This is a genomic window from Microbacterium foliorum, from assembly GCF_006385575.1.
Classification (GTDB): Bacteria; Actinomycetota; Actinomycetes; order Actinomycetales; family Microbacteriaceae; genus Microbacterium; species Microbacterium foliorum_B.
Genome location: NZ_CP041040.1, coordinates 3,154,564 through 3,174,381, shown reverse-complemented (window position 1 = coordinate 3,174,381; position 19,818 = coordinate 3,154,564). Strand labels below are relative to the sequence as shown.

Here is a 19,818-nt window from a genome sequence, read left to right as displayed (position 1 = left end):
CTGGCCGCGTGCCGGCCCACGTTCGCAGCAGCGGAGGATGACGCGGATGCCGTGCTGTTCGGCGTGCCGACCTGGCGCAGCTCGCTGTCGCTAGGCACGGATGCGAGGTCAGACCCCGGGAATGACCAGGTGCGCGATCGTGAAGATCGCGAGGCCCGCGAGCGCGCCGACGAACGTGCCGTTCAGGCGGATGTACTGCAGGTCGCGGCCGACCATGAGCTCGATCTTCTCGGTGGTCTCGACCGGGTCCCAGCGCTCGACGGTGTCGGTGATGATCGACGCGATGTCGTGGCGGTAGCGGTCGACGAGGAAGACGGCGGCATCCGACACCCACGTGTCGACGCGGTGCTGCAGCGCGGCATCCGTCGTCAGTCGTTGGCCGACCTCCTGCAGGGCCTGAGCCGCGCGCACGCGCAGTCCGCTCTCGGGGTCGGCGAGGGCGGCGAGGAGTCCGTTCTTGGCGGTGTTCCACGCCTCGGCGGCGAGGGCGCCCACGCGAGGGCTGTCGAACAGCGAGGACTTGGCGTTCTCGAGCTTGGCCCGGGTCTCCGGGTCGTTCTGCAGGCTGTCGGCGAGGCGGGCGAGGTACCCGTCGACGGCGATTCGGGCCGGGTGCTGCGGATCGGCCTGCACAGCGCGCACGAACTTGACGGCCTCGTTGTAGGCGGTGTCGTCGACGAACCGGTGCGCGAGCTTCGGCACCCACCCGGGAAGTCTCCGCGAGATGAGCCCCGAGAACGACTCGGCGTTCGCATCGAGCCACCGGCCGATGCTGTCGGCGGCAAGGTCGACGGCTCCGTGGTGCGCGTCTGCCTCGACGATCTTCTCGAGCCAGGCGCCGGCGGGCGGGCCCCACTCGGGGGAGACGAGGTGCTCGCGAGCGAGGTCGGTGATGAGGTCCCGCACGTCGTCGTCGCTGAGGGCGTTGAGCACGGCAGTCGCGATCGTCGCTCCCTCGGCGCCCACGCGCTCGGCGTGGGCGGGCTCGCTCAGCCATTCGCCGGCGCGCTTGGCGATCGCGGTGCTGGCGAGCTTGGTGCGCACGACGCTCGCCTCGAGGAAGTTCGTCTCGACGAACTCGCCGAGCGTGCGGCCGATCTCGTCCTTGCGGTTCGGGATGATCGCCGTGTGCGGGATCGGCAGGCCGAGCGGCCGACGGAACAGCGCGGTCACGGCGAACCAGTCGGCCAGCGCGCCGACCATCCCGCCTTCTGCGGCTGCCCGCACGTAGCCCAGCCAGGGCTGCCGTTCCTGGAACGCGAACGCGAAGACGAAGACGACGGCCATGAAGATCAGCGCGCCCAGCGCCACCGCTTTCATCCGTCGGAGAGCGCGGAGCCGCGCCTGGTCTGCGGGCGACAGGAGCGCCATCGGTGTTCGCGGCATGACGTCATCCTTTCACGCGGAGTTCCCTCTGAGCTCGGCCAGCGCCATACGCGCAGGACCCGAGTACCCTCGAAACGTGATCGAAGACATCAAGAAGCGTGCCCTGCACCGCACCAGCATCCTCGAGGGTCAGATGCGCGGCGTCGCGCGGATGATCGAGAACGAGGAGTACTGCATGGACATCATCACGCAGTCCCGCGCGATCCAGCGTTCACTGGAGTCGCTGAACCGTCTGCTGCTCGAGAATCATCTGCGGACGCACGTGACGCACATGTTCGACGAGGGCGGGGAGGAGCGCGACAAGGCTGTCGACGAGCTGCTCAAGGCGTTCGACTTCGACCGCAAGTAGAGCCGCGCTCCTGCGCCGTCACCGCTTGCCGTCGAAGATCTCGCCCTCCATCGCGTCGTACCCCTCGGCCTGTGGGTCTCCGTGTGAGCCGCCCGACAGCGCGTACTCCTCTTCGGGGGAGAGGATGAGGCGGTGCCGGAAGAACAGGCCGAATCCGAGCAGGATGATCGCGTAGACGATCGCGATCGCGATGATCGCCGGGCCGAAGGTCGGGTTGAGCAGGAAGCCCACGAAGATCAGCGCGGCGATCACCAGCGCGATCACGGCACCCGGGATGCCCCACGGGCTGACGTACGGGCGGTCGACGTTCGGGAACTTCTTGCGCAGGATGATGAACGACACGAGCTGGAGCGCGTAAGCGACGACGGCGCCCCAGACGGCGATGTTCAGCACGATCGCACCCGCGACGTTTCCCGCGCCCTCGGAGTCGACCGCGGTGAGCACGTCGAGCACGATGAGCGCCACGAAGCCGATTGCGGCGCCGACGGTGAGCGCGACCCAGGGGGTCTGGCGCTTGCCGGTGAGCGAGAGGAAGCGCGGGTAGTACCCGGCGCGAGACAGCGAGTACATGTTGCGTCCGTAGGCGAACATGATGCCCTGCAGCGAAGCGAGCAGGCCGATCAGCGCGAACAGCGCCAGCACGGCGGCGAGCTGGTCGCCCACGATCGCGCGGAAGCCGTCGAGCAGCGGCTCGCCCGCGGTGCCTGTCGCTTCGGCACCGAGCACGCCGGTGTTGAGGAAGAGCACCAGGAGGCCGGTGACGATGAGGGTGCCGCGAGCCCAGAATCCCGCCTTGGGGATGTCGCGGGTCGGGTTGTGCGATTCCTCCGCCGCGAGCGGCAGCTCCTCGATGCCCAGGAAGAACCACATCGCGAACGGCAGCGCGAAGAGGATCGGCAGGACGCCGTGGGGGAGGAAGGTCGACTGGCCCTCGTCGGGGACGATGTCCCACAGGGCATCCCACGAGAACGCGCCTGAGAAGAGCGCCATGGCCGAGAAGACCAGGATGATCCCGATCGAGATCACCGACACGATGATCGCGAAGCGGAACGAGATGGCGGCGCCCGCGGAGTTCAGGGCGATGAAGACGATGTAGAGGATGAGGTACCAGACCCATCCGGGTAGTTCGAGGCCGAGCAGCTCACTCGTGATGCCGTTGGCATACGACGCCGAGAAGTAGACGATCACCGCCGTGGTCGCGACGTACTCGATCGTCTCGGCGGCTCCGGTGACGAGGCCGCCCCACGGACCCATGGCCGAGCGGGCGAACGAGTAGGCGCCCCCGGTGTGCGGCATCGCGGCCGCCATCTCGCCGATCGCGAAGATCATGCCGTAGTACATCGCGACGAGGATCGCGAAGGCGATGAGCATCCCGCCGAAGCCTGCGAAGTCGATGCCGAAGTTCCACCCCGAGAAGTCGCCCGAGATCACGGCGGCGACCGCGAGGCCCCACAGTCCCCAGACTCCGGCCGACCTCTTCAGGGTGCGCTTCTCGAAATAGTCACTCGCGGCGCGTGTATAGGTCGCTCCGGCGACCTTGCGGGATTCATTGCTCTGCTGGGACATCCGCTCTCCGTTCGCATGCGTGCAGGCGCCGGGTGCACCTTGCGGATGATTGTGACATTCAATGGTGGTTTCGTCTACCTTTAAACCGCAAGGTGATCTACTCTGAGGGCGAAGCCGGTCGGCCGATCGCTTTACAGCACGAGAACGGAGCGTCAGATGGCGGGCAACCTGAGCATCGAACAGCTGGATGCCGGCATCGCCGCCGGCGAGATCGACACGGTGATCGTGGCCTTCGCCGACGCGCAGGGTCGACTGGTCGGCAAGCGTGTGTCGGCGCGGCTGTTCCAGGAGGACATCCTGGCCCACGGCGCGGAGGCCTGCGACTATCTGCTCTCGGTCGACGTCGACATGAACACCGTCGACGGCTACGCGATGTCGGGCTGGGATCGCGGCTACGGCGACATGGTGCTCAAGCCCGACGTCGAGACGATGCGCAACATCCCGTGGCTCGACGGCACCGCGCTGGTCATGGCCGATCTGGTGTGGCAGAACGGCGAGCCGGTCGGGCCGTCGCCCCGCGCGATCCTCGACCGCCAGCGCGACCGCCTCGCCGAGCGGGGCTGGACCGCCTACTCAGGCACCGAGCTCGAGTTCATCGTCTTCGACGACACGTATCGCGACGCGTGGGCGCGCAAGTACGAGGGGCTGACGCCCGCGACCGACTACAACGTCGATTACAACCTGCTCGCCTCGACCCGCATGGAGCCGCTGCTGCGCGACATCCGCAACAGCATGGACGGCGCGGGGCTCTATTGCGAGGGCGTGAAGGGCGAGTGCAACTTCGGTCAGCAGGAGATCGCGTTCCGCTATGCGGAGGTGCGCGAGACCGCCGACCAGCATGCGATCTACAAGAACGGTGCGAAGGAGATCGCTGAGCAGCACGGCAAGGCGCTCACGTTCATGGCCAAGTTCAATGAGCGTGAGGGAAACAGCTGCCACATCCATCTGTCGCTGCGCGACGAGTCGGGTGCTCCGGTCATGGCGGGCGACGGCGAGCACGGCTTCAGCCCCGTCATGGAGCACTGGATCGCCGGCATCCTCGCGACCCTGCGGGAGTTCACCCTGTTGCTCGCACCGAACATCAACTCGTACAAGCGCTTCGCGAAGGGCAGCTTCGCACCGACCGGAGTCGCGTGGGGCATCGACAACCGCACCTGCGCTCTGCGGGTGGTCGGCCATGGATCGGGACTGCGCGTCGAGAACCGGGTGCCCGGCGGAGACGTGAACCCCTACCTCGCCATCTCGGCGATCATCGCGGGCGGCCTGTACGGCATCGAGAACGAACTCCCGCTGCCCGAGCGGTTCACCGGCAACGCCTATGAGGACGCGGTCGACCACCTGCCCACCACTCTGCGCGAGGCGGCGAAGCTCTTCAGCGAGTCGACCATCGCGCGGGCCGCGTTCGGCGACGACGTGGTCGAGCACTATCTGAACCAGGCCCGCATCGAGGTCGAGGCCTACGACGCGGCCGTCACCGACTGGGAGCGCATCCGTGGCTTCGAGCGACTCTGACCCCGCGCCGCTGATCGGCGTCACCACGTATCTCGAGCGCGCGAAGCAGGGGGTGTGGGATGTGCGAGCGGCGTTCCTGCCCGAGCAGTACCTCACGAGCGTGACCTCCGTCGGCGGCATCGCACTTCTTCTTCCGCCACAGGATCCGGATGCTGCAGATGCGGCCATCTCGGGCATGCACGGCCTCGTGCTCTCCGGCGGGGCGGACGTCGCCCCCGAGCTGTACGGCGAGGACAGGCATCCGCTCACCGACCCCGCCAGGGTCGATCGCGATGCGTGGGAACTCGCGCTGTTCCAGGCGGCGGAGCGCCGCGGCGTCCCGGTGCTCGCGATCTGCCGCGGTCTGCAGCTCGTGAACGTCGCCCGCGGCGGCACCCTGCAGCAGCACCTGCCCGAGTCGCTCGGCACCGAGAAGTACCGCATCGGCGGCGGTGTCTTCGCCGAGAACGACGTCGAGGTGTCGACCGACACCCCGCTCGCCGAGATCATCGGCGAGACCGAGATGCGCGTGCACAGCTACCACCACCAGGGCGTCGATCGTCTCGGCGACGGACTCGTCGCTGCGGCGCACTCCGACGACGGCCTCGTGCAGGCTTTTGTCGACACCTCGGCGGGTCACATCGTCGGCGTGCAGTGGCACCCCGAGGAGAACGCCGAAGACCGGCGTCTCTTCACAGATCTCGTCTCACAGGCCCGTGCGTTCGCCGCGCGGCGGAAGGAGGACGCCCGATGAGCGCGTTCACAGTCATCAACCCGTCGACCGGAGCGGCGATCCGCGAGATCGCCAGAGCCGACATCGGAGAGACGGATGCCGCGATCGCGCGCGCCGTCGCGGCGCAGCGCCGATGGGCGGCGCTGGCCCCGGTCGCTCGAGCCGATGCGCTGCGCGCGTTCGCGCGCGCCGTCGAGGCCGCGGTCGAAGAACTCGCTCAGCTCGAGGTGCTGAACTCCGGGCATCCGATCGGGTCCGCCCGGTGGGAGGCGGGCCATGTCGCCCAGGTGCTCAACTACTACTCGGCCGACCCCGAGCGGCTGTCGGGCCGGCAGATCCCGGTGGCCGGCGGACTCGACGTCACCTTCCATGATCCGTACGGCGTGGTCGGCGTGATCGTGCCGTGGAACTTCCCGATGACGATCGCCGCTTGGGCGTTCGCGCCGGCGCTCGCCGCGGGCAACGCGGTGGTGCTCAAGCCCGCCGAGCTCACGCCACTCACGGCCATCCGCCTGGGCGAGCTCGCCCTCGAGGCGGGCCTCCCCGAAGGACTCTTCGAGGTCGTCACAGGCTCTGGCTCGGTCGTCGGGCAGCGGCTCGTCGAGCATCCGGATGTCCGCAAGGTCGTGTTCACCGGGTCGACGGAGGTCGGCATCGAGGTCGCCGCCGGCTGCGCCAGAGCGCTCAAACCCGTCACGCTGGAGCTCGGCGGCAAGAGCGCCAACATCGTCTTCGCGGATGCCGATCTCGAGAAGGCGGTCGCGGCGGTTCCGGGGTCGGTGTTCGACAACGCGGGGCAGGACTGCTGCGCCCGCAGTCGGCTGCTCGTGCAGCGGTCGGTGTACGACCGGTTCCTCGAGATGCTCGAACCGGCTGTCGCCGCCTGGCGAGTGGGTGACCCGTCGAGCGCCGACACCGACATGGGGCCGCTCATCTCGGCCGCGCACCGCGACACGGTGTCGGGGTTCCTGGACGACGCGAACATCGCGTTCCGCGGCAGCGCTCCGAGCGGCGACGGATTCTGGTTCGCGCCCGCCGTGGTGCTCGCCGATCCCTCCGACCGCATCGCCCAGCAGGAGGTGTTCGGCCCGGTCGTCGCGGTGATGCCGTTCGAGGACGAGGCCGACGCGATCCGCTTGGCGAACGACACCGCCTACGGTCTCGCCGGCTCGATCTGGACCGAGAGCCTCGGCCGCGCCGTGCGTGTGTCGCGCGGGGTGCAGAGCGGCGTGCTGTCGGTGAACTCGCACTCGTCGGTTCGGTACGCGACGCCGTTCGGCGGCATGAAGGCATCCGGTCTCGGGCGCGAGCTCGGGCCCGATGCCGCCGAGCACTTCACCGAGACCAAGAACGTCTTCTTCGCGACCGACGAATCCTGACCCGCTCACCACCCTGCAACGGAGAACACACATGACCATCGATCTGACCCAGCGCCTCAAGGACCGCGTCGCCATCATCACGGGTGGCGCGAGTGGAATCGGCTTCGCCACCGCCCAGCGCTTCGCCGCCGAGGGCGCGTTCGTCGTCATCGCCGACGTCGACCCCGCCACGGGCGAAGCGGCAGCGGCCGAGGTGGGCGGCGTGTTCCGCCCGGTCGACGTCGCCGACGAGGCCATGGTCAACACGCTCTTCGACGGGGTCGCCGCCGAGTTCGGACGCATCGACATCGCGTTCAACAACGCCGGGATCTCGCCCGCCGACGACGACTCGATCGAGACGACCGAGCTGCCGGCCTGGGATCGCGTGCAGGACGTGAACCTCAAGAGCGTGTACCTGTGCAGCCGCGCCGCGCTTCGTCACATGGTGCCGGCAGGTCGAGGGTCGATCATCAACACGGCCTCCTTCGTGGCGCTGCTGGGCTCGGCGACCTCGCAGATCAGCTACACCGCGTCGAAGGGCGGCGTGCTCGCGATGTCGCGCGAACTCGGCGTGCAGTTCGCCCGGCAGGGTGTGCGCGTCAACGCGCTGTGCCCCGGACCGGTGAACACCCCGCTGCTGCAGGAGCTCTTCGCGAAAGATCCCGAGCGCGCGCAGCGCCGACTCGTGCACGTGCCGATGGGGCGCTTCGCCGAACCGTCGGAGCTGGCGGCGGCCGTGGCCTTCCTCGCCTCGGACGACTCATCGTTCATCACCGCCAGTGCCTTCGTCGTCGACGGCGGCATCACCAACGCCTACGTCACCCCGCTGTGAAGCGGGATCATGTCGCTGTGACAGGCTGAGAAGCATGAGCGAGCACCCTTCCGACGGCGATCTCGTCGGGGTGCGCCGGGCGGTCTACCGTCCGCTGCGCCGGGGCAACGCCCTCGAGGATGCGGTCGCTCGCCTCGTGCAGACCATCCGTCTCGGCGTGGTCGCGCCGGGGGAGTCGCTGCCACCCGAGCGCGAGCTCGCGGCATCCTTCGGAGTGAGCCGCGACACGGTGCGCGAGGCGATCCGCGAGCTCGCGGACACCGGGTACCTGGTGCCCAAGCGCGGTCGGTACGGCGGCACGTTCGTCGCGGACCCGTTGCCGCAGCCATCGGATGCCGGTGCGGTGACCGCCGCCGAGATCGACGACGTGCTGGGCCTTCGCCGGGTGCTCGAGACCGGCGCCGTGCGTGCGGCTGCGGGTCGCACTCTGGATGCGGCGACGCGCGCCGACCTGTGGGCACGGCACGAGGCCGCGCTTCCGGCTGGCCCAGAGGAGTACCGCCGCCTCGACACCCTGCTGCACCTCGCGATCGCCGAGGCCGCCGGCATCCCGTCGCTCGTCGCGCTGGTCGCCGAGAACCGGGCGGATGTCAACGCGTGGCTCGACACGTTCCCTCTGATGCCCAGGAACATCCAGCACTCGGGCGAGCAGCACGAGCGCATCGTCACGGCGATCCTGGCCGGGCGCCCCGACGTCGCCGAGGCTGCGATGCGCGATCACCTCGCCGGGTCTGAAGCGCTGCTGCGCGGATTCCTGATCTGAACCCGCGCAGCAGCGGGAGGGTCAGCTCGTGGCTGCCTCGTCGGCGACGGCGAGAGCCTCGTCGAGCACGGTGAGACCGCGCACCAGATCGTCCTCGCTGATCACGAGCGGCGGCGCCACGTGCATGCGGTTGAAGTGCGTGAACGGCCAGACGCCGGCCTTCTTCGCGGCGGCGGCGAACGCGGCGACAGGCGCAGCATCCGCTCCGCTCGCGTTGAACGGCACCAGCGGCTCGCGCGTCTGCTTGTCGCGCACGAGCTCGACGGCCCAGAACAGACCGCGACCCCGCACCTCTCCGACGCTCGGGTGGGTGTCGACCCAGCGGCGCAGGGTGGGTTCGACGATGCGCTCGCCGAGGTCGCGCACGCGCTCGAGGATGCCGTCGCGGCGGAACACCTCGAAGGTCGCGACACCGGCGGCGCACGCGAGCGGGTGGCCCGAGTACGTGAGGCCGCCGGCGAACGGCGTGGTGTCGAAGGCGCGCGCGATGCGCTCGGAGATCACGACGCCGCCGAGCGGCACGTACCCCGAGTTCACACCCTTGGCGAAGGTGATGAGGTCGGGGCGACCGTCGTAGGCATCGATGCCGAACCACTCGCCGAGGCGGCCGAAGCCGACCATGACCTCGTCGGCGATGTAGACGATGCCGTAGCGATCGCACAGCTCGCGCACGCCCTGCAGGTAGCCGGGCGGCGGCACGAGCACGCCGTTCGTGCCGACGACGGTCTCGATGATGATCGCGGCGATCGTCGCGGGTCCCTCGAGCTGGATCGTCTGCTCGAGGTGGGCGAGCGCGCGCTCGGACTCCTGCTCCGGCGTCTCGGCGTGGAACGGCGAGCGGTAGAGGTACGGCCCGAAGAAGCGCACGGCGCCCGCGTCGGGGGTGCCGTTGGCCCACCGGCGAGGATCGCCCGTCAGCGAGATGGCGGTCGACGTGGAGCCGTGGTAGCTGCGGTACATCGAGAGCACCTTGTGCCGACCGGTCGACTGGCGGGCCATGCGCACCGCGTACTCGTTGGCCTCGGCGCCGCCGTTCGTGAAGAACACCTTCTCGAAGCCTTCGGGCGCGACCTCGACGATGAGCCGGGCGAGCTCGCCCCGCACGTCGTTGGCCATGGCCGGCTGGATCGTCGAGAGGCGACCGGCCTGCTGCTGGATCGCCGCCACGAGATCAGGATGCTGGTGCCCGAGGTTCAGGTTCACGAGCTGGCTCGAGAAGTCGAGGTACGCGTTGCCGGCGTAGTCCCAGAACGTCGAGCCCTCGCCCGCGGCGACAGGAAGCGGATCGATCAGACCCTGCGCGCTCCAGGAATGGAAGACGTGGCCACGGTCATCCGCCCGCACCTGCGCCTCGGCCTCGGGGGCGGGAAGCGAATGCGATGCGCCATGGCGGTCGGTGAAGTTCGTCATGTCTCGTGTCTCTCTCTGAGCGTTCAGTGGTTGCTCGGGAAGCCCAGGTCGATCTGCGAGGGCGTGTGGTCGGGCCAGCGCGTGGTGACCACCTTCGACCGAGTGTAGAAGTGCACCGACTCGGGGCCGTAGATGTGCGAGTCGCCGAACAGGGAGTCCTTCCAGCCGCCGAACGAGTAGGCGCCGATCGGCACGGGGATCGGCACGTTGACGCCGACCATGCCGACCTCGATGTCGAACTCGTACTGACGGGCGGTGCCGCCGTCGCGCGTGAAGATGGCAGTGCCGTTGCCGTATGCGTTGGCGTTGACGAGCTCGACGGCCTCGGCGTACGTCTCGACGCGAACCACCGAGAGCACCGGGCCGAAGATTTCGTCGTCGTAGACCTTCATCCCCGGAGCGACCTGATCGATCAGGCTGACTCCGATGAAGAAGCCCTCCGAGTCGAACTGCGTCGTCGTGCCGTCGACCACGACCGTCGCGCCCTCTGCGGCGGCTCCGGTGACGTACGAGGCGACGCGGTCGCGGTGCTCGCGCGTGATGAGCGGACCCATCTCGCTCGCGGCATCCGTGCCCGCACCGATCGTCAGGCCCTCGATGCGCGAGGCGATGGCTGCGACCAGGTCGTCGGCGATGTCGCCGACCGCGACCAGCACCGACACGGCCATGCAGCGTTCTCCGGCCGAACCGTAGGCGGCCGAGACGGCGGCGTCGGCCGCGGCGTCGATGTCGGCATCCGGCATCACGACCATGTGGTTCTTCGCGCCGCCGAGCGCCTGCACGCGCTTGCCCGCAGCCGAGGCCCGCTGGTAGATCGACCGGGCGATCGGGGTCGAGCCCACGAAGCTGATCGCGTTCACCCGCGGTGACTCGAGCAGCGCATCGACGGCTTCCTTGTCGCCGTGCACGACATTGAGCACGCCGTCGGGAAGGCCCGCCTCCTGGAAGAGCTTCGCGAGCCAGACCGAGGCCGACGGATCCTTCTCACTGGGCTTGAGCACCACGGTGTTGCCGCACGCGATCGCCGACGCGACCATCCACAGCGGCACCATCACCGGGAAGTTGAACGGGGTGATCGCGGCGACCACGCCGACGGGCTGCTTGACCGAGTGCACGTCGACGCCGCGCGACACCTGCTCGCTGCGCTCACCCTTGAGCAGGTGCACGAGACCGGCGGCGAACTCGACGTTCTCGATGCCGCGCGAGACCTCGCCCGCGGCATCCGAGAGCACCTTGCCGTGCTCCGACGTGACGATCGCGGCGAGCTCGGGCGTGCGCTCCTTGAGCAGCTGACGTAGGCGGAAGAACACGTCGGCGCGCTTGATGAGGCTCGTCTCGCGCCACGCGGGCAGAGCGGATGCCGCGGCGGCGATCGCCTGATCGACCTCGGCCGTCGAGGCGAAGGCGACCTGCTTGGTCACCTGTCCGGTGGCGGGGTCGAAGACCTGACCCGTGCGCGCCGCCTCGGCGGTCTCTGCTCCATTGATGATGTGACGGACGATGTCCACGGGACTCCCTCGCAGTGCGTGATCCGCATCGAACACTCTGACCGGGGTTCGATACGCTGGCTTCCTCCCATGATCACAGAGCGAGAGAGGCTGATCCGGTGTCAGAACGTAGCGAGATCAGCCGTGGCCGGACAGATCGTCCGACGCTGGGCATCCATCTCACGGTCGCCGACGTACTGGCCGAGCCCGCGGTGCAGGCCGGCGAGCCCGACGTGCTCGTCGGAGGTGGGGCATTGGATGCCGCGGTGCGGTGGGTGCACGTCTCCGACAGTGTCGGCGTCGCGCGTCTGCTCGACGGCGGTGAGCTGCTGCTGACGACGGGTGCCGGATGGCCGTATGACGACGGAGAGCTGCGCACCTTCGCGTCGAGCCTGCATCGAGCGGGCACCGCCGGGATCGTCTTCGAGCTGAGTGCGGCCCGCCCAGCCGTGCCGCAGCCGGTCATCGACGTCTGCGCGACGGTGGGTCTCGCCCTCGTCGCCCTCACCCGCGAGGTGAAGTTCGTCGCCGTGACCGAGTCCGTGCACCACGCCCTGATCGCCGCGCAGACGCAGGCGCTGCACGAGCGACAGCATCTGCACGAGCTGTTCACCGCGCTGAGCCTGCAGGGGGCGCCCGCCGATGTCGTGGTCTCCGAGACCGCCAGGGCTCTCGGTGCGCCGGTGATCCTCGAGAATCTCGCGCGCGAGGTGATCGCCGCCGAGGGTCTCGGGATGCCGATCGCCGAGGTGCTCGACCGGCGGGGCGGCGCCGAGCAGGTTCCCGTGCAGGCGAGAGGAGTGCGCTGGGGTGCGCTTCTCGCGCTTCCCGGCCCCGCACATCCCGCCGGCCGCGTCACCGTGCTCGAGCAGGGGGCGACGGCACTCGCGTTCGGCTGCATCGCCGACGGCGGTGACGCGGAATGGTCGCTGCTCGCACAGCGGGCCGTGATCGACGACCTGCTCGGCGCGCGGTTCGCCAGGGCAGACGACATCGACGCCCGCCTGCGCGCAGGAGGATTCGCGCTCGCGGGGCGCCAGTGCCACGGGATCGTCGCCCGGGGCACGGCGTCGATCAGTGAACTCGCGTATCGCGCACGGCAGGCGGGCTTCGCCGTGGTCGCCTCCCGCGTGGACGACGACGACGTCGCGCTGCTCTCGCTGTCGGCATCCGCGGTGCTGTCCGACGAGGTGCTGCTGCGCATCGCCGGCCCCGATCGCGCCGTCTTCGTGGGACCCGTCGCCGACGACGTCATCGGCCTGCTCGCCTCGCTGCGCGCCGCACGCGACCTCGCCGACAGCGACAGGGCCGAGGCGGGGGCGAGGGTGCGTCGCGTCGATGATCGCCCGCTCGAACGCCTTGTCGCCACGCTGCGCGACGACCGCCGACTGCACGAGCACAGCGAGCGGATGCTGGCACCGCTGATCCGCCATGACCAGGAGCGCCGAGGTGACCTGCTCGACGTGCTCGCGGCTCTCGTCGCCCACCCGGGCAACCGCTCGGCGGCGGCGGCAGCGAGTCACCTGTCGCGGTCTGTGTTCTATCAGCGTCTCACCCTGATCGGCGATCTGCTGGGTGCCGACCTCGACGACGGCGAGACGATCGCGGCGCTGCACCTGGCCCTGCTCGCGCGGCGGCGCACCGCGGCATCCGCCTGAACCCTTCTCCGGACATCGCGACACTTCGGGGGCCGACACGCCACATGTCGGACGCGCGTGCGCGGCGCGTTCGACGTCTGGTGTGTCGGCCCCCGAAGCGGGCGTCAAAGAACCTGTCGCCCCCGGAGCGAGTGTCAGAGCACCGACTGCGCGTCGGTGAGCACGCTGCGCAGGATCTGCCCGATCTCGCGGAACTCGGCGGGGCCCACCGTGAGCGGCGGAGCCAGCTGGATCACGGGGTCTCCGCGGTCGTCGGCGCGGCAGTAGAGCCCGGCCTCGAACAGTGCGGGCGAGAGGAAGCCGCGCAGCAGCCGCTCGGACTCGTCGTCGTCGAACGTCTCGCGCGTCGCCTTGTCTTTCACGAGCTCGATGCCGAAGAAGTAGCCGTCGCCGCGGACGTCGCCGACGATGGGCAGGTCGAGCAGGGTCTCGAGCTCGGCTCGGAACAGGGGCGAGTTCTCGCGCACCCGCTCGTTGAGGCCCTCTTCGTCGAAGATGGCGAGGTTCTCGAGAGCGACCGCCGCCGAGACGGGGTGTCCGCCGAACGTGTACCCGTGCGGGAACGACACGTCGCCCTTTGAGAACGGCTCGTAGATGCGGTCGCTGATGACGGTCGCACCGATCGGCGAGTAGCCGCTGGTCATGCCCTTGGCGCACGTGATCATGTCGGGCACGTAGCCGAGACCGGTGCACGCGAAGGTGTGGCCGAGGCGGCCGAACGCGCAGATGACCTCGTCGGAGACGAGCAGCACGTCGTGCCGGTCGCAGATCTCGCGCACCCGGGCGAAGTATCCGGGAGGCGGCGGGAAGCATCCGCCCGAGTTCTGCACCGGCTCGAGGAAGACAGCGGCGACCGTGTCTGCGCCCTCGAACAGGATCATCTCCTCGATGCGGTCGGCGGCCCAGCGCCCGAAGGCCTCGAGGTCGTCGCTCGGGCCACCCATCTCGGCTGCTCGGTAGAAGTTGGTGTTCGGAACCCGGAAACCGCCGGGCGTGACGGGCTCGAACATCGACTTCATCGCCGGGATGCCGGTGATGGCCAGCGCACCCTGCGGGGTGCCGTGGTAGGCGACCGAGCGCGAGATGACCTTGTGCTTGGTGGGCTTGCCCATCAGCTTCCAGTAGTGCTTCGCGAGCTTGAACGCGGTCTCGACCGCCTCGCCGCCTCCGGTCGAGAAGAACACGCGGTTGAGGTCGCCGGGTGCCTCATCGGCCAGGCGATCTGCGAGCTCGATGGCCGCGGGGTGCGCATACGACCACAGCGGGAAGAACGACAGCTCGGATGCCTGCTTCGCTGCGGCCTCGGCAAGCCGCCGGCGCCCGTGGCCGGCGTTCACGACGAAGAGCCCGGCGAGACCGTCGAAGTACTCCTTGCCCTTCGAGTCCCAGATGCGGTGGCCGTCGCCCTTGACGATGATCGGCACACCGCTCTTCTCCATGGTCGACTGCCGTGTGAAGTGCATCCACAGGTGGTCCTTGGCCATGGCCTGCAGTTCGGCCTCGGACGGAGTCGTGCGTTGCGTGCTCATCTGGTCCCCCAGTTGTAGAGCTGCTTCTGCAGCTTGGCGTAGATGAAGGTCTCGGTCGACAGCACCCCGTCGATCGGGCGGATGTGGTCGTTGATGAGGGCGAGGAGGTCTTCGTCGTCCTCGCAGACGACCTCGGCGAGGATGTCGAATGAGCCGACCGTGATCACCACGTAGTCGATCGCGGCGATCTCGGCGATCGCCTCGGCGACCACGCGAGTGTCGCCCGAGACGCGGATGCCGATCATGGCCTGCCGGGCGAAGCCCAGCTGCATCGGATCGGTCACCGCGACGATCTGCATCACGCCGGACTCGGTGAGACGCTGCACGCGCTGGCGCACGGCTGCCTCGCTCAGGCCGACCTCTCTGCCGATGTCGGAGTACGAGCGTCGCCCGTCCTCCTGCAGCAGCTCGATGATCGTCTTGGCGACATCATCCAACGGGGGGTGCTTCTTCGAGGACGTCATGATGCGATCCTCGCACCGGAGCGAGCGCTCTTCAACCGATTTCGCAGATTTACTGCAGTCGCACCCGGGCAAACCGCAGAATATCGCGGTCAGGAATCCAGCGGACCGAGCCAGGCGCTCGCCGCGGTGGAGTGCGCCGACTCGGGGTCGGACGGGTGGAAGGCCCCTGCGAGCACATCACGGTAGAGCCGCGACAGCTCGTTCGAGGAGAAGTACGAGCCACCGCCGGCGACCAGCATCGCCTGGTCGACGACGTGCTTCGACATCGAGATCGCCCGGTGCTTGACGCCCGAGAGCAGGGTGAACCACCGGGCGCCGTTGTCGACCTTCTCGTCGACATCGCGCGCGAGCGTGGCGATCTGCGGAGGAAGGGCGTCGTACGCGAGGCCCATGTCGGCGATGCGCCAGCGGATGTCGGGGTCCTGGCTGTACGCGGCACCGGTCTTCTTCGAGCGGCGCTTCTGCGCGGCGAGCACGGCGAGGTCGAGTGCGCGTCGGGCGATACCCGTGTAGACCGAGGCGAGCAGGATCTCGAAGACCGAGAAGATGCCGAAGACGATGGGGTCGGGGTTGGGGCCCGGATCGATGCGGCGCACCACGTGTGCGGCATCCGCCGTGGCAGCGTCGAGTCGGGTCGTGCGGCTCTGGGTGCCCCGCATGCCGAGGGTGTCCCAGTCGTCACCCGTGACGACCGCATCGGTGCGGTCGACGAAGGCGAAGACGAGCTTCGGGGCGTCGGCGCTCGTGGTGTCGAGTCCGTGCAGTCCGAGCTTCGTCCAGACCGGCGCGAGCGAGGTGAAGATCTTCGTGCCGGTGAAGGCGTAGCCGCCGTCAGCGGTGGGCACGGCATCGGTGTCGCTGCCGAACAGCACCAGGTCGTTGCCGCCCTCACTGATGCCGAACGCGAAGACCTCGCCGGCCACCGCGCCGTCCTGCACGAACTCGAGGCCGGGCACTCCGCGGTCGGAGAAGACCTTGGCGACGCCCGTCCACACGAGGTGCATGTTGATCGCGAGCGCCGTCGCGGGGGCGGCGGTCGCGAGGCGCTGCTGCAGGGTCGCAGCCTCGGCGAGCCCGAGACCCGCGCCCCCGCGGTCGGCGGGAACGAGGATCGACAGGTAGCCGGCGTCGCGCAGCTCGTCGAGATCCTGTTCGGGGAACGTGTTCTCGCTGTCGTGGATCGGAGCCCGCTCGCGGATGCGCTCGATGAGGTCGTCGGGAAGATACGCGGTCGGGTCGAACGTGCTCACGCGAGGGCCTCTCTCAGCTGTCGGACGGTCTCTTCGGGCTTGTCGCGGTGCAGTGAATGCCCGGCTCCCTCGACGACCGACATCGTGACGAGGGGGTTCGAGGCGAGAACCGCGGCGGCGACATCGCCGGTGAAGATGCTGTAGACCGCGGGATCCGACGCGATCACATGGGTGGGGACGGTCAGTCGCGCGGCATCCGCCGTGACATCCCAGGGAGTGTTCTGCGCACTCGTCTGCTCGACGGCCCACGCGCTCGCCCGGTGCACGGCATCGACCTTGAGCTCCCAGTCCTGCGGATGCCAGTGCGGATGCTCCTGCTGCACCAGCTCGACCCTGTTGTCGGCGAAGGCGCGCTCCTGGCTCCGGCGCACGATCGCGGCATCGCGGCCGTCGACCAGGATCGCCGGGTCGAGCAGCACCAGGCGGCGGGTCCACTCGGGAGCGGATGCTGCGGCCGCCGTGCCGGCAGCGCCGCCGAGCGAGTGGCCGATCACGGCATCCCACGAGCCGCCGCCGTCGGGTTCGGTCGCGACGAGATCTGCCGCGTAGGCGGCGACCGAGTAGTCGAGGGCCCGCGGGGCGTCGCCGTGGCCGCGCAGATCGACGGCGGTCGCATGCCATCCGGCGTCGGCGAGGGCCGTGCCCACTCGCCACATGAGAGCGGCGGACGAGCCGAGGCCGTGCACGAGGAGCACCCGGCGGTCTGACGTCGGTTCACCCCAGGAGATGCGAGGCAGCGTGAGCGGTGCGGGCATGCAGCAAGCCTACGACCGGGTCGTGCGGGTGAGGTCGGCGGCGGTCAGACCTGCGGTGGCAGGTCGCCGTGCGTGGTCAGCACGCGCGCCGCCGCCGTGTGGCCGGCCGAGAGCCGCTCGGCGAGTGCCGCGCCCTCGAGCGTCGCGGCGAGGAACCCTGCGGCGAAGGCGTCACCGGCACCCACCGGCTCGACGACCTCGACCCGAGGGGCAGGCACGAACACCGGCTCGTCATCGCCGTGGAACGCGGTCGCTCCGATGTCGCCGTCCTTCACGATGAGCAGCCCGCAGTGCGGAAGGTGTGCGCGGATCTCGTCTGGAGTCGTGGTGCCCCAGATGCGTTCGGCCTCGTCGCGCCCGACGAAGGCGATGTCGGCGGCATCCGCGAGGCGGGTCAGCGTCTCGGCCGCATCCTGCATCGTCCACAGTGCCCTGCGGTCGTTGACGTCGAACGAGACGAGTGCGCCGGCCGTCCGCGCGTCAAGGAACAGCTGCTCGACCATCGCGCGGCAGGAGGCGGAGAGCGCGGGGGTGATGCCCGTCGTGTGCACGATGCGCACGCCCGCGAGTCGAGCGGCATCGAGGAACCCCGGCGCCATCAGCGACGCGGCCGACCCGCGCCGGTAGTAGTAGACGGACGACGACTCGGTGCCCGGATCCTTGAACATGACACCGGTCGGAGCATCGGCATCCGTCGTCGCCCAGAGCTCGACGCCGCGTCGCGCGAGTTCGGTCGAGATGCGCACGCCGATCGGATCGTCCCCCAGGCGCGAGGCCCAGGCGGCCCGGTGGCCCGCCGCGACGAGTCCGACCGCGACATTTCCCTCTGCGCCGGCCAGCCCCAGTGCTGCCGTCTCGGTCTCTGCGAGCGGAGCGCCCAGGGCGGTGACGAGTCCCATGGACTCGCCGATGCAGACGACCTCGGGGGCGGCGGATGCGGGGGAGGGGGCAGAGCTCATGAAGGGGTGACCGCCAGGGGTTCGGTGTCGGGGTGAGGACTCGCATCGCGATGACGCAGATCGGGGAAGGAGCGGACGAAGACGATAGAGACGACGAGTCCGGCCGCGGCGAAGAGCGTCGCGGCGAGATAGGCGCCGCGCGGATCCGTCGCATCGACGAGGAAGCCGGCGACGGCGGAGCCGGCCGCGGCGCCGATCAGCTGCCCGGTGCCCGCCCACCCGAACGCCTCGGCGGTCTCGCTGAACTTGACGCTCGCGGTCGTGATGGCGAACAGCACGGCGAGGGCCGGCGCGACTCCGATGCCGGCGACGATGAGCGTGCCGCCGAGCCAGAACTCGTTGAGGGAGAACATGGTGAGCGCCAGGCCGACCGTGACGATGGTGAGGCGGCGGGCCATCGCCCAGGGGCCGATGGGGATGTGCCCGAACGAAAGTCCGCCGGCCAGACTGCCGACGGCGAACACCGCGAGCACGAGGCCTGCGGCCAGACTGCCGTGCTCGAACGTCGCGACGACGCCGACCTCGACCGCGGAGCACGCGCCGATGAGCAGGAACCCGATGACGGTGGCGAGCAGCACCGGAGGCTTGAGCACGACCTTGCCGAGGGCGCTGCGACTGCGCGGGATGCGCACGCGGCCGACCTCGGGAGAGAGGATGAACCACGCGCCGCCGCAGACAAGCACGACGGCGACGAGCAGGAGCCCCTCAGCGGTGCCGACCTGGGTCGACACGAGAGTGATCACGACCGGGGCGATGACCCAGATGATCTCCTGCAGCGAGGCGTCGAGGGAGAACAGCGGGGTGAGCTGCTTCGAGTTCACGAGCTTCGGATAGATGGTGCGCACGGCGGCCTGCACCGGCGGTGTCGAGAGGCCGGCGATCATGCCCAGCGCCATGTAGCCGGGGACGTTCAGGGGGAGGAGCGCGAGGCCGAGCACGGCGATCACGCACACGGCGAGAGTGAGGGTGAGCACGCGGCGCATGCCCCAGGCACCCATCCATCGACTCGTGATCGGGCCGGCGACGGCCTGCCCGACGCTGGTCGCGGCGAGCACCAGGCCGGCCGAGCCGTACGAGCCGGTCTGCTGTTCGACGTGCAGCAGGATCGCGAGTGAGGTCATCCCGTTGGGGAAGCGAGCGGTCAGCTGTGCCGCGATCATGCGCGCCACTCCGGGCGTGCGAAGAAGGTCGTTATATCCCGCCACGGGTCAACGCTACCGGGAGCCGCGGACGCCGGTCGAAGCGGCTCATGCCCGACACGCCGCGACACGCCCAAACCGAGTTTCCACAGAAAATCCGATGTCGGAGGTGGGCCGTATCGTCCGACCTGTGGATGGATCTCTCACAGGTCGTTCCCAGCCGCGATTTCTCGCGGTTCGGAGGTGCTCCCGAGGGGCCTCAGCCTGTGGAAGAAACGGTGGAGAACCTGTGTTGTACCAGTGGAGAGCGGTGGAAAACTACACGTATGTAACTACTACCCCTAGTGGTCACCCTGAATGTCCGTACCTATATGTAGTATTGAGATCCCGGTGAGGGTCTACCGGAAAACAGCCTGATTCAGATGCAGGCCAGAGATGTGAGGGGAAGCGAAAAGATGTCGATCACGGTCTACACGAAGCCGTCCTGCGTTCAGTGCAACGCCACCTACCGCGCGCTCGACGCCAAGGGCATCGAGTACGAAATCCTCGACCTGTCGGAGGACCCGACGGCCCTGGAGCAGGTCAAGGCACTCGGCTACATGCAGGCGCCCGTCGTCGTCACCGACGAGGGCCACTGGTCGGGCTTCCGTCCCGACAAGATCGACGAGCTCGCCTCGCGTCTGGCGTAA

Annotated in this window: 18 protein-coding genes; 8 read left to right on the top strand and 10 right to left on the bottom strand. The window is 69.1% G+C overall.

The genetic code is table 11. The features are described 5' to 3' along the window. Positions 1–108: 108 nt before the first annotated feature. On the bottom strand, positions 109–1,386 hold the full coding sequence (locus FIV50_RS15405; protein WP_140038185.1) for a DUF445 domain-containing protein: 1,278 nt from the start codon (positions 1,384–1,386) through the stop codon (positions 109–111). A 76-nt stretch (positions 1,387–1,462) separates the two neighbouring features. Here FIV50_RS15405 and FIV50_RS15400 point away from each other — a divergent pair, with 76 nt between their 5' ends. Further along, positions 1,463–1,735: a metal-sensitive transcriptional regulator gene (locus tag FIV50_RS15400; RefSeq protein ID WP_042537810.1), complete on the top strand. Its 273-nt coding sequence runs from the start codon at positions 1,463–1,465 to the stop codon at positions 1,733–1,735. 18 nt (positions 1,736–1,753) lie between these two features. On the opposite strand, the gene FIV50_RS15395 is transcribed toward FIV50_RS15400, so the two are convergent. Next, positions 1,754–3,301, bottom strand: coding sequence for an amino acid permease (locus tag FIV50_RS15395; RefSeq protein WP_140038184.1), 1,548 nt, complete (start codon positions 3,299–3,301; stop codon positions 1,754–1,756). Positions 3,302–3,457: 156 nt separating this feature from the next. Here FIV50_RS15395 and FIV50_RS15390 point away from each other — a divergent pair, with 156 nt between their 5' ends. Genes FIV50_RS15390 through FIV50_RS15370 form a run of 5 tightly spaced genes read left to right on the top strand, consistent with a single transcriptional unit; the run spans position 3,458 to position 8,478 of the window. Continuing rightward, positions 3,458–4,813, top strand: coding sequence for a glutamine synthetase family protein (locus FIV50_RS15390; RefSeq protein ID WP_140038183.1), 1,356 nt, complete (start codon positions 3,458–3,460; stop codon positions 4,811–4,813). Next, positions 4,794–5,546, top strand: a complete 753-nt coding sequence (locus FIV50_RS15385; RefSeq protein ID WP_140038182.1) for a gamma-glutamyl-gamma-aminobutyrate hydrolase family protein — start codon at positions 4,794–4,796, stop codon at positions 5,544–5,546. The genes FIV50_RS15390 and FIV50_RS15385 overlap by 20 nt, the downstream gene beginning before the upstream one ends. Continuing rightward, positions 5,543–6,904 (top strand): aldehyde dehydrogenase family protein, encoded by a 1,362-nt coding sequence (locus FIV50_RS15380; protein ID WP_140038181.1) that lies wholly within the window; start codon positions 5,543–5,545, stop codon positions 6,902–6,904. Before FIV50_RS15385 ends, FIV50_RS15380 begins: the two co-directional genes overlap by 4 nt. Positions 6,905–6,935: 31 nt before the next feature. Next, positions 6,936–7,715: a 3-oxoacyl-ACP reductase gene (locus FIV50_RS15375; RefSeq protein WP_140038180.1), complete on the top strand. Its 780-nt coding sequence runs from the start codon at positions 6,936–6,938 to the stop codon at positions 7,713–7,715. A 34-nt stretch (positions 7,716–7,749) separates the two neighbouring features. Then, positions 7,750–8,478, top strand: a complete 729-nt coding sequence (locus tag FIV50_RS15370) for a FadR/GntR family transcriptional regulator (RefSeq protein ID WP_140038179.1) — start codon at positions 7,750–7,752, stop codon at positions 8,476–8,478. Positions 8,479–8,499: 21 nt separating this feature from the next. Here FIV50_RS15370 and FIV50_RS15365 read toward each other — a convergent pair whose 3' ends face one another. Both FIV50_RS15365 and FIV50_RS15360 read right to left on the bottom strand, forming a co-directional pair. Continuing rightward, positions 8,500–9,888, bottom strand: a complete 1,389-nt coding sequence (locus FIV50_RS15365; RefSeq protein WP_140038178.1) for an aspartate aminotransferase family protein — start codon at positions 9,886–9,888, stop codon at positions 8,500–8,502. A 23-nt stretch (positions 9,889–9,911) separates the two neighbouring features. Then, positions 9,912–11,396 (bottom strand): CoA-acylating methylmalonate-semialdehyde dehydrogenase, encoded by a 1,485-nt coding sequence (locus FIV50_RS15360; RefSeq protein WP_140038177.1) that lies wholly within the window; start codon positions 11,394–11,396, stop codon positions 9,912–9,914. A 98-nt stretch (positions 11,397–11,494) separates the two neighbouring features. On the opposite strand from FIV50_RS15360, the gene FIV50_RS15355 reads away from it, so the two are divergent. Further along, positions 11,495–13,033 carry a PucR family transcriptional regulator gene (locus tag FIV50_RS15355; protein WP_258184301.1) on the top strand — a complete coding sequence of 513 codons (1,539 nt, stop codon included), beginning with the start codon at positions 11,495–11,497 and terminating at the stop codon, positions 13,031–13,033. Positions 13,034–13,167: 134 nt separating this feature from the next. On the opposite strand, the gene FIV50_RS15350 is transcribed toward FIV50_RS15355, so the two are convergent. From FIV50_RS15350 to FIV50_RS15325, 6 genes are all read right to left on the bottom strand, one after another. After that, positions 13,168–14,562, bottom strand: a complete 1,395-nt coding sequence (locus FIV50_RS15350) for an aspartate aminotransferase family protein (protein WP_140038176.1) — start codon at positions 14,560–14,562, stop codon at positions 13,168–13,170. Then, positions 14,559–15,026 carry an Lrp/AsnC family transcriptional regulator gene (locus FIV50_RS15345; RefSeq protein ID WP_140038175.1) on the bottom strand — a complete coding sequence of 156 codons (468 nt, stop codon included), beginning with the start codon at positions 15,024–15,026 and terminating at the stop codon, positions 14,559–14,561. Before FIV50_RS15345 ends, FIV50_RS15350 begins: the two co-directional genes overlap by 4 nt. Positions 15,027–15,115: 89 nt before the next feature. Then, a complete protein-coding gene (locus tag FIV50_RS15340) occupies positions 15,116–16,276 on the bottom strand; it encodes an acyl-CoA dehydrogenase family protein (RefSeq protein ID WP_140038174.1) in 1,161 nt (386 codons plus the stop codon). Further along, on the bottom strand, positions 16,273–17,031 hold the full coding sequence (locus tag FIV50_RS15335) for an alpha/beta fold hydrolase (protein WP_140038173.1): 759 nt from the start codon (positions 17,029–17,031) through the stop codon (positions 16,273–16,275). The genes FIV50_RS15340 and FIV50_RS15335 overlap by 4 nt, the downstream gene beginning before the upstream one ends. A 44-nt stretch (positions 17,032–17,075) precedes the next feature. Further along, positions 17,076–17,990, bottom strand: coding sequence for a sugar kinase (locus FIV50_RS15330; RefSeq protein ID WP_140038172.1), 915 nt, complete (start codon positions 17,988–17,990; stop codon positions 17,076–17,078). Further along, a complete protein-coding gene (locus FIV50_RS15325) occupies positions 17,987–19,195 on the bottom strand; it encodes an MFS transporter (protein WP_181164240.1) in 1,209 nt (402 codons plus the stop codon). The genes FIV50_RS15330 and FIV50_RS15325 overlap by 4 nt, the downstream gene beginning before the upstream one ends. Before the next feature lie 389 nt (positions 19,196–19,584). On the opposite strand from FIV50_RS15325, the gene nrdH reads away from it, so the two are divergent. Continuing rightward, on the top strand, positions 19,585–19,818 hold the full coding sequence (gene nrdH, locus FIV50_RS15320) for a glutaredoxin-like protein NrdH (RefSeq protein WP_017828869.1): 234 nt from the start codon (positions 19,585–19,587) through the stop codon (positions 19,816–19,818).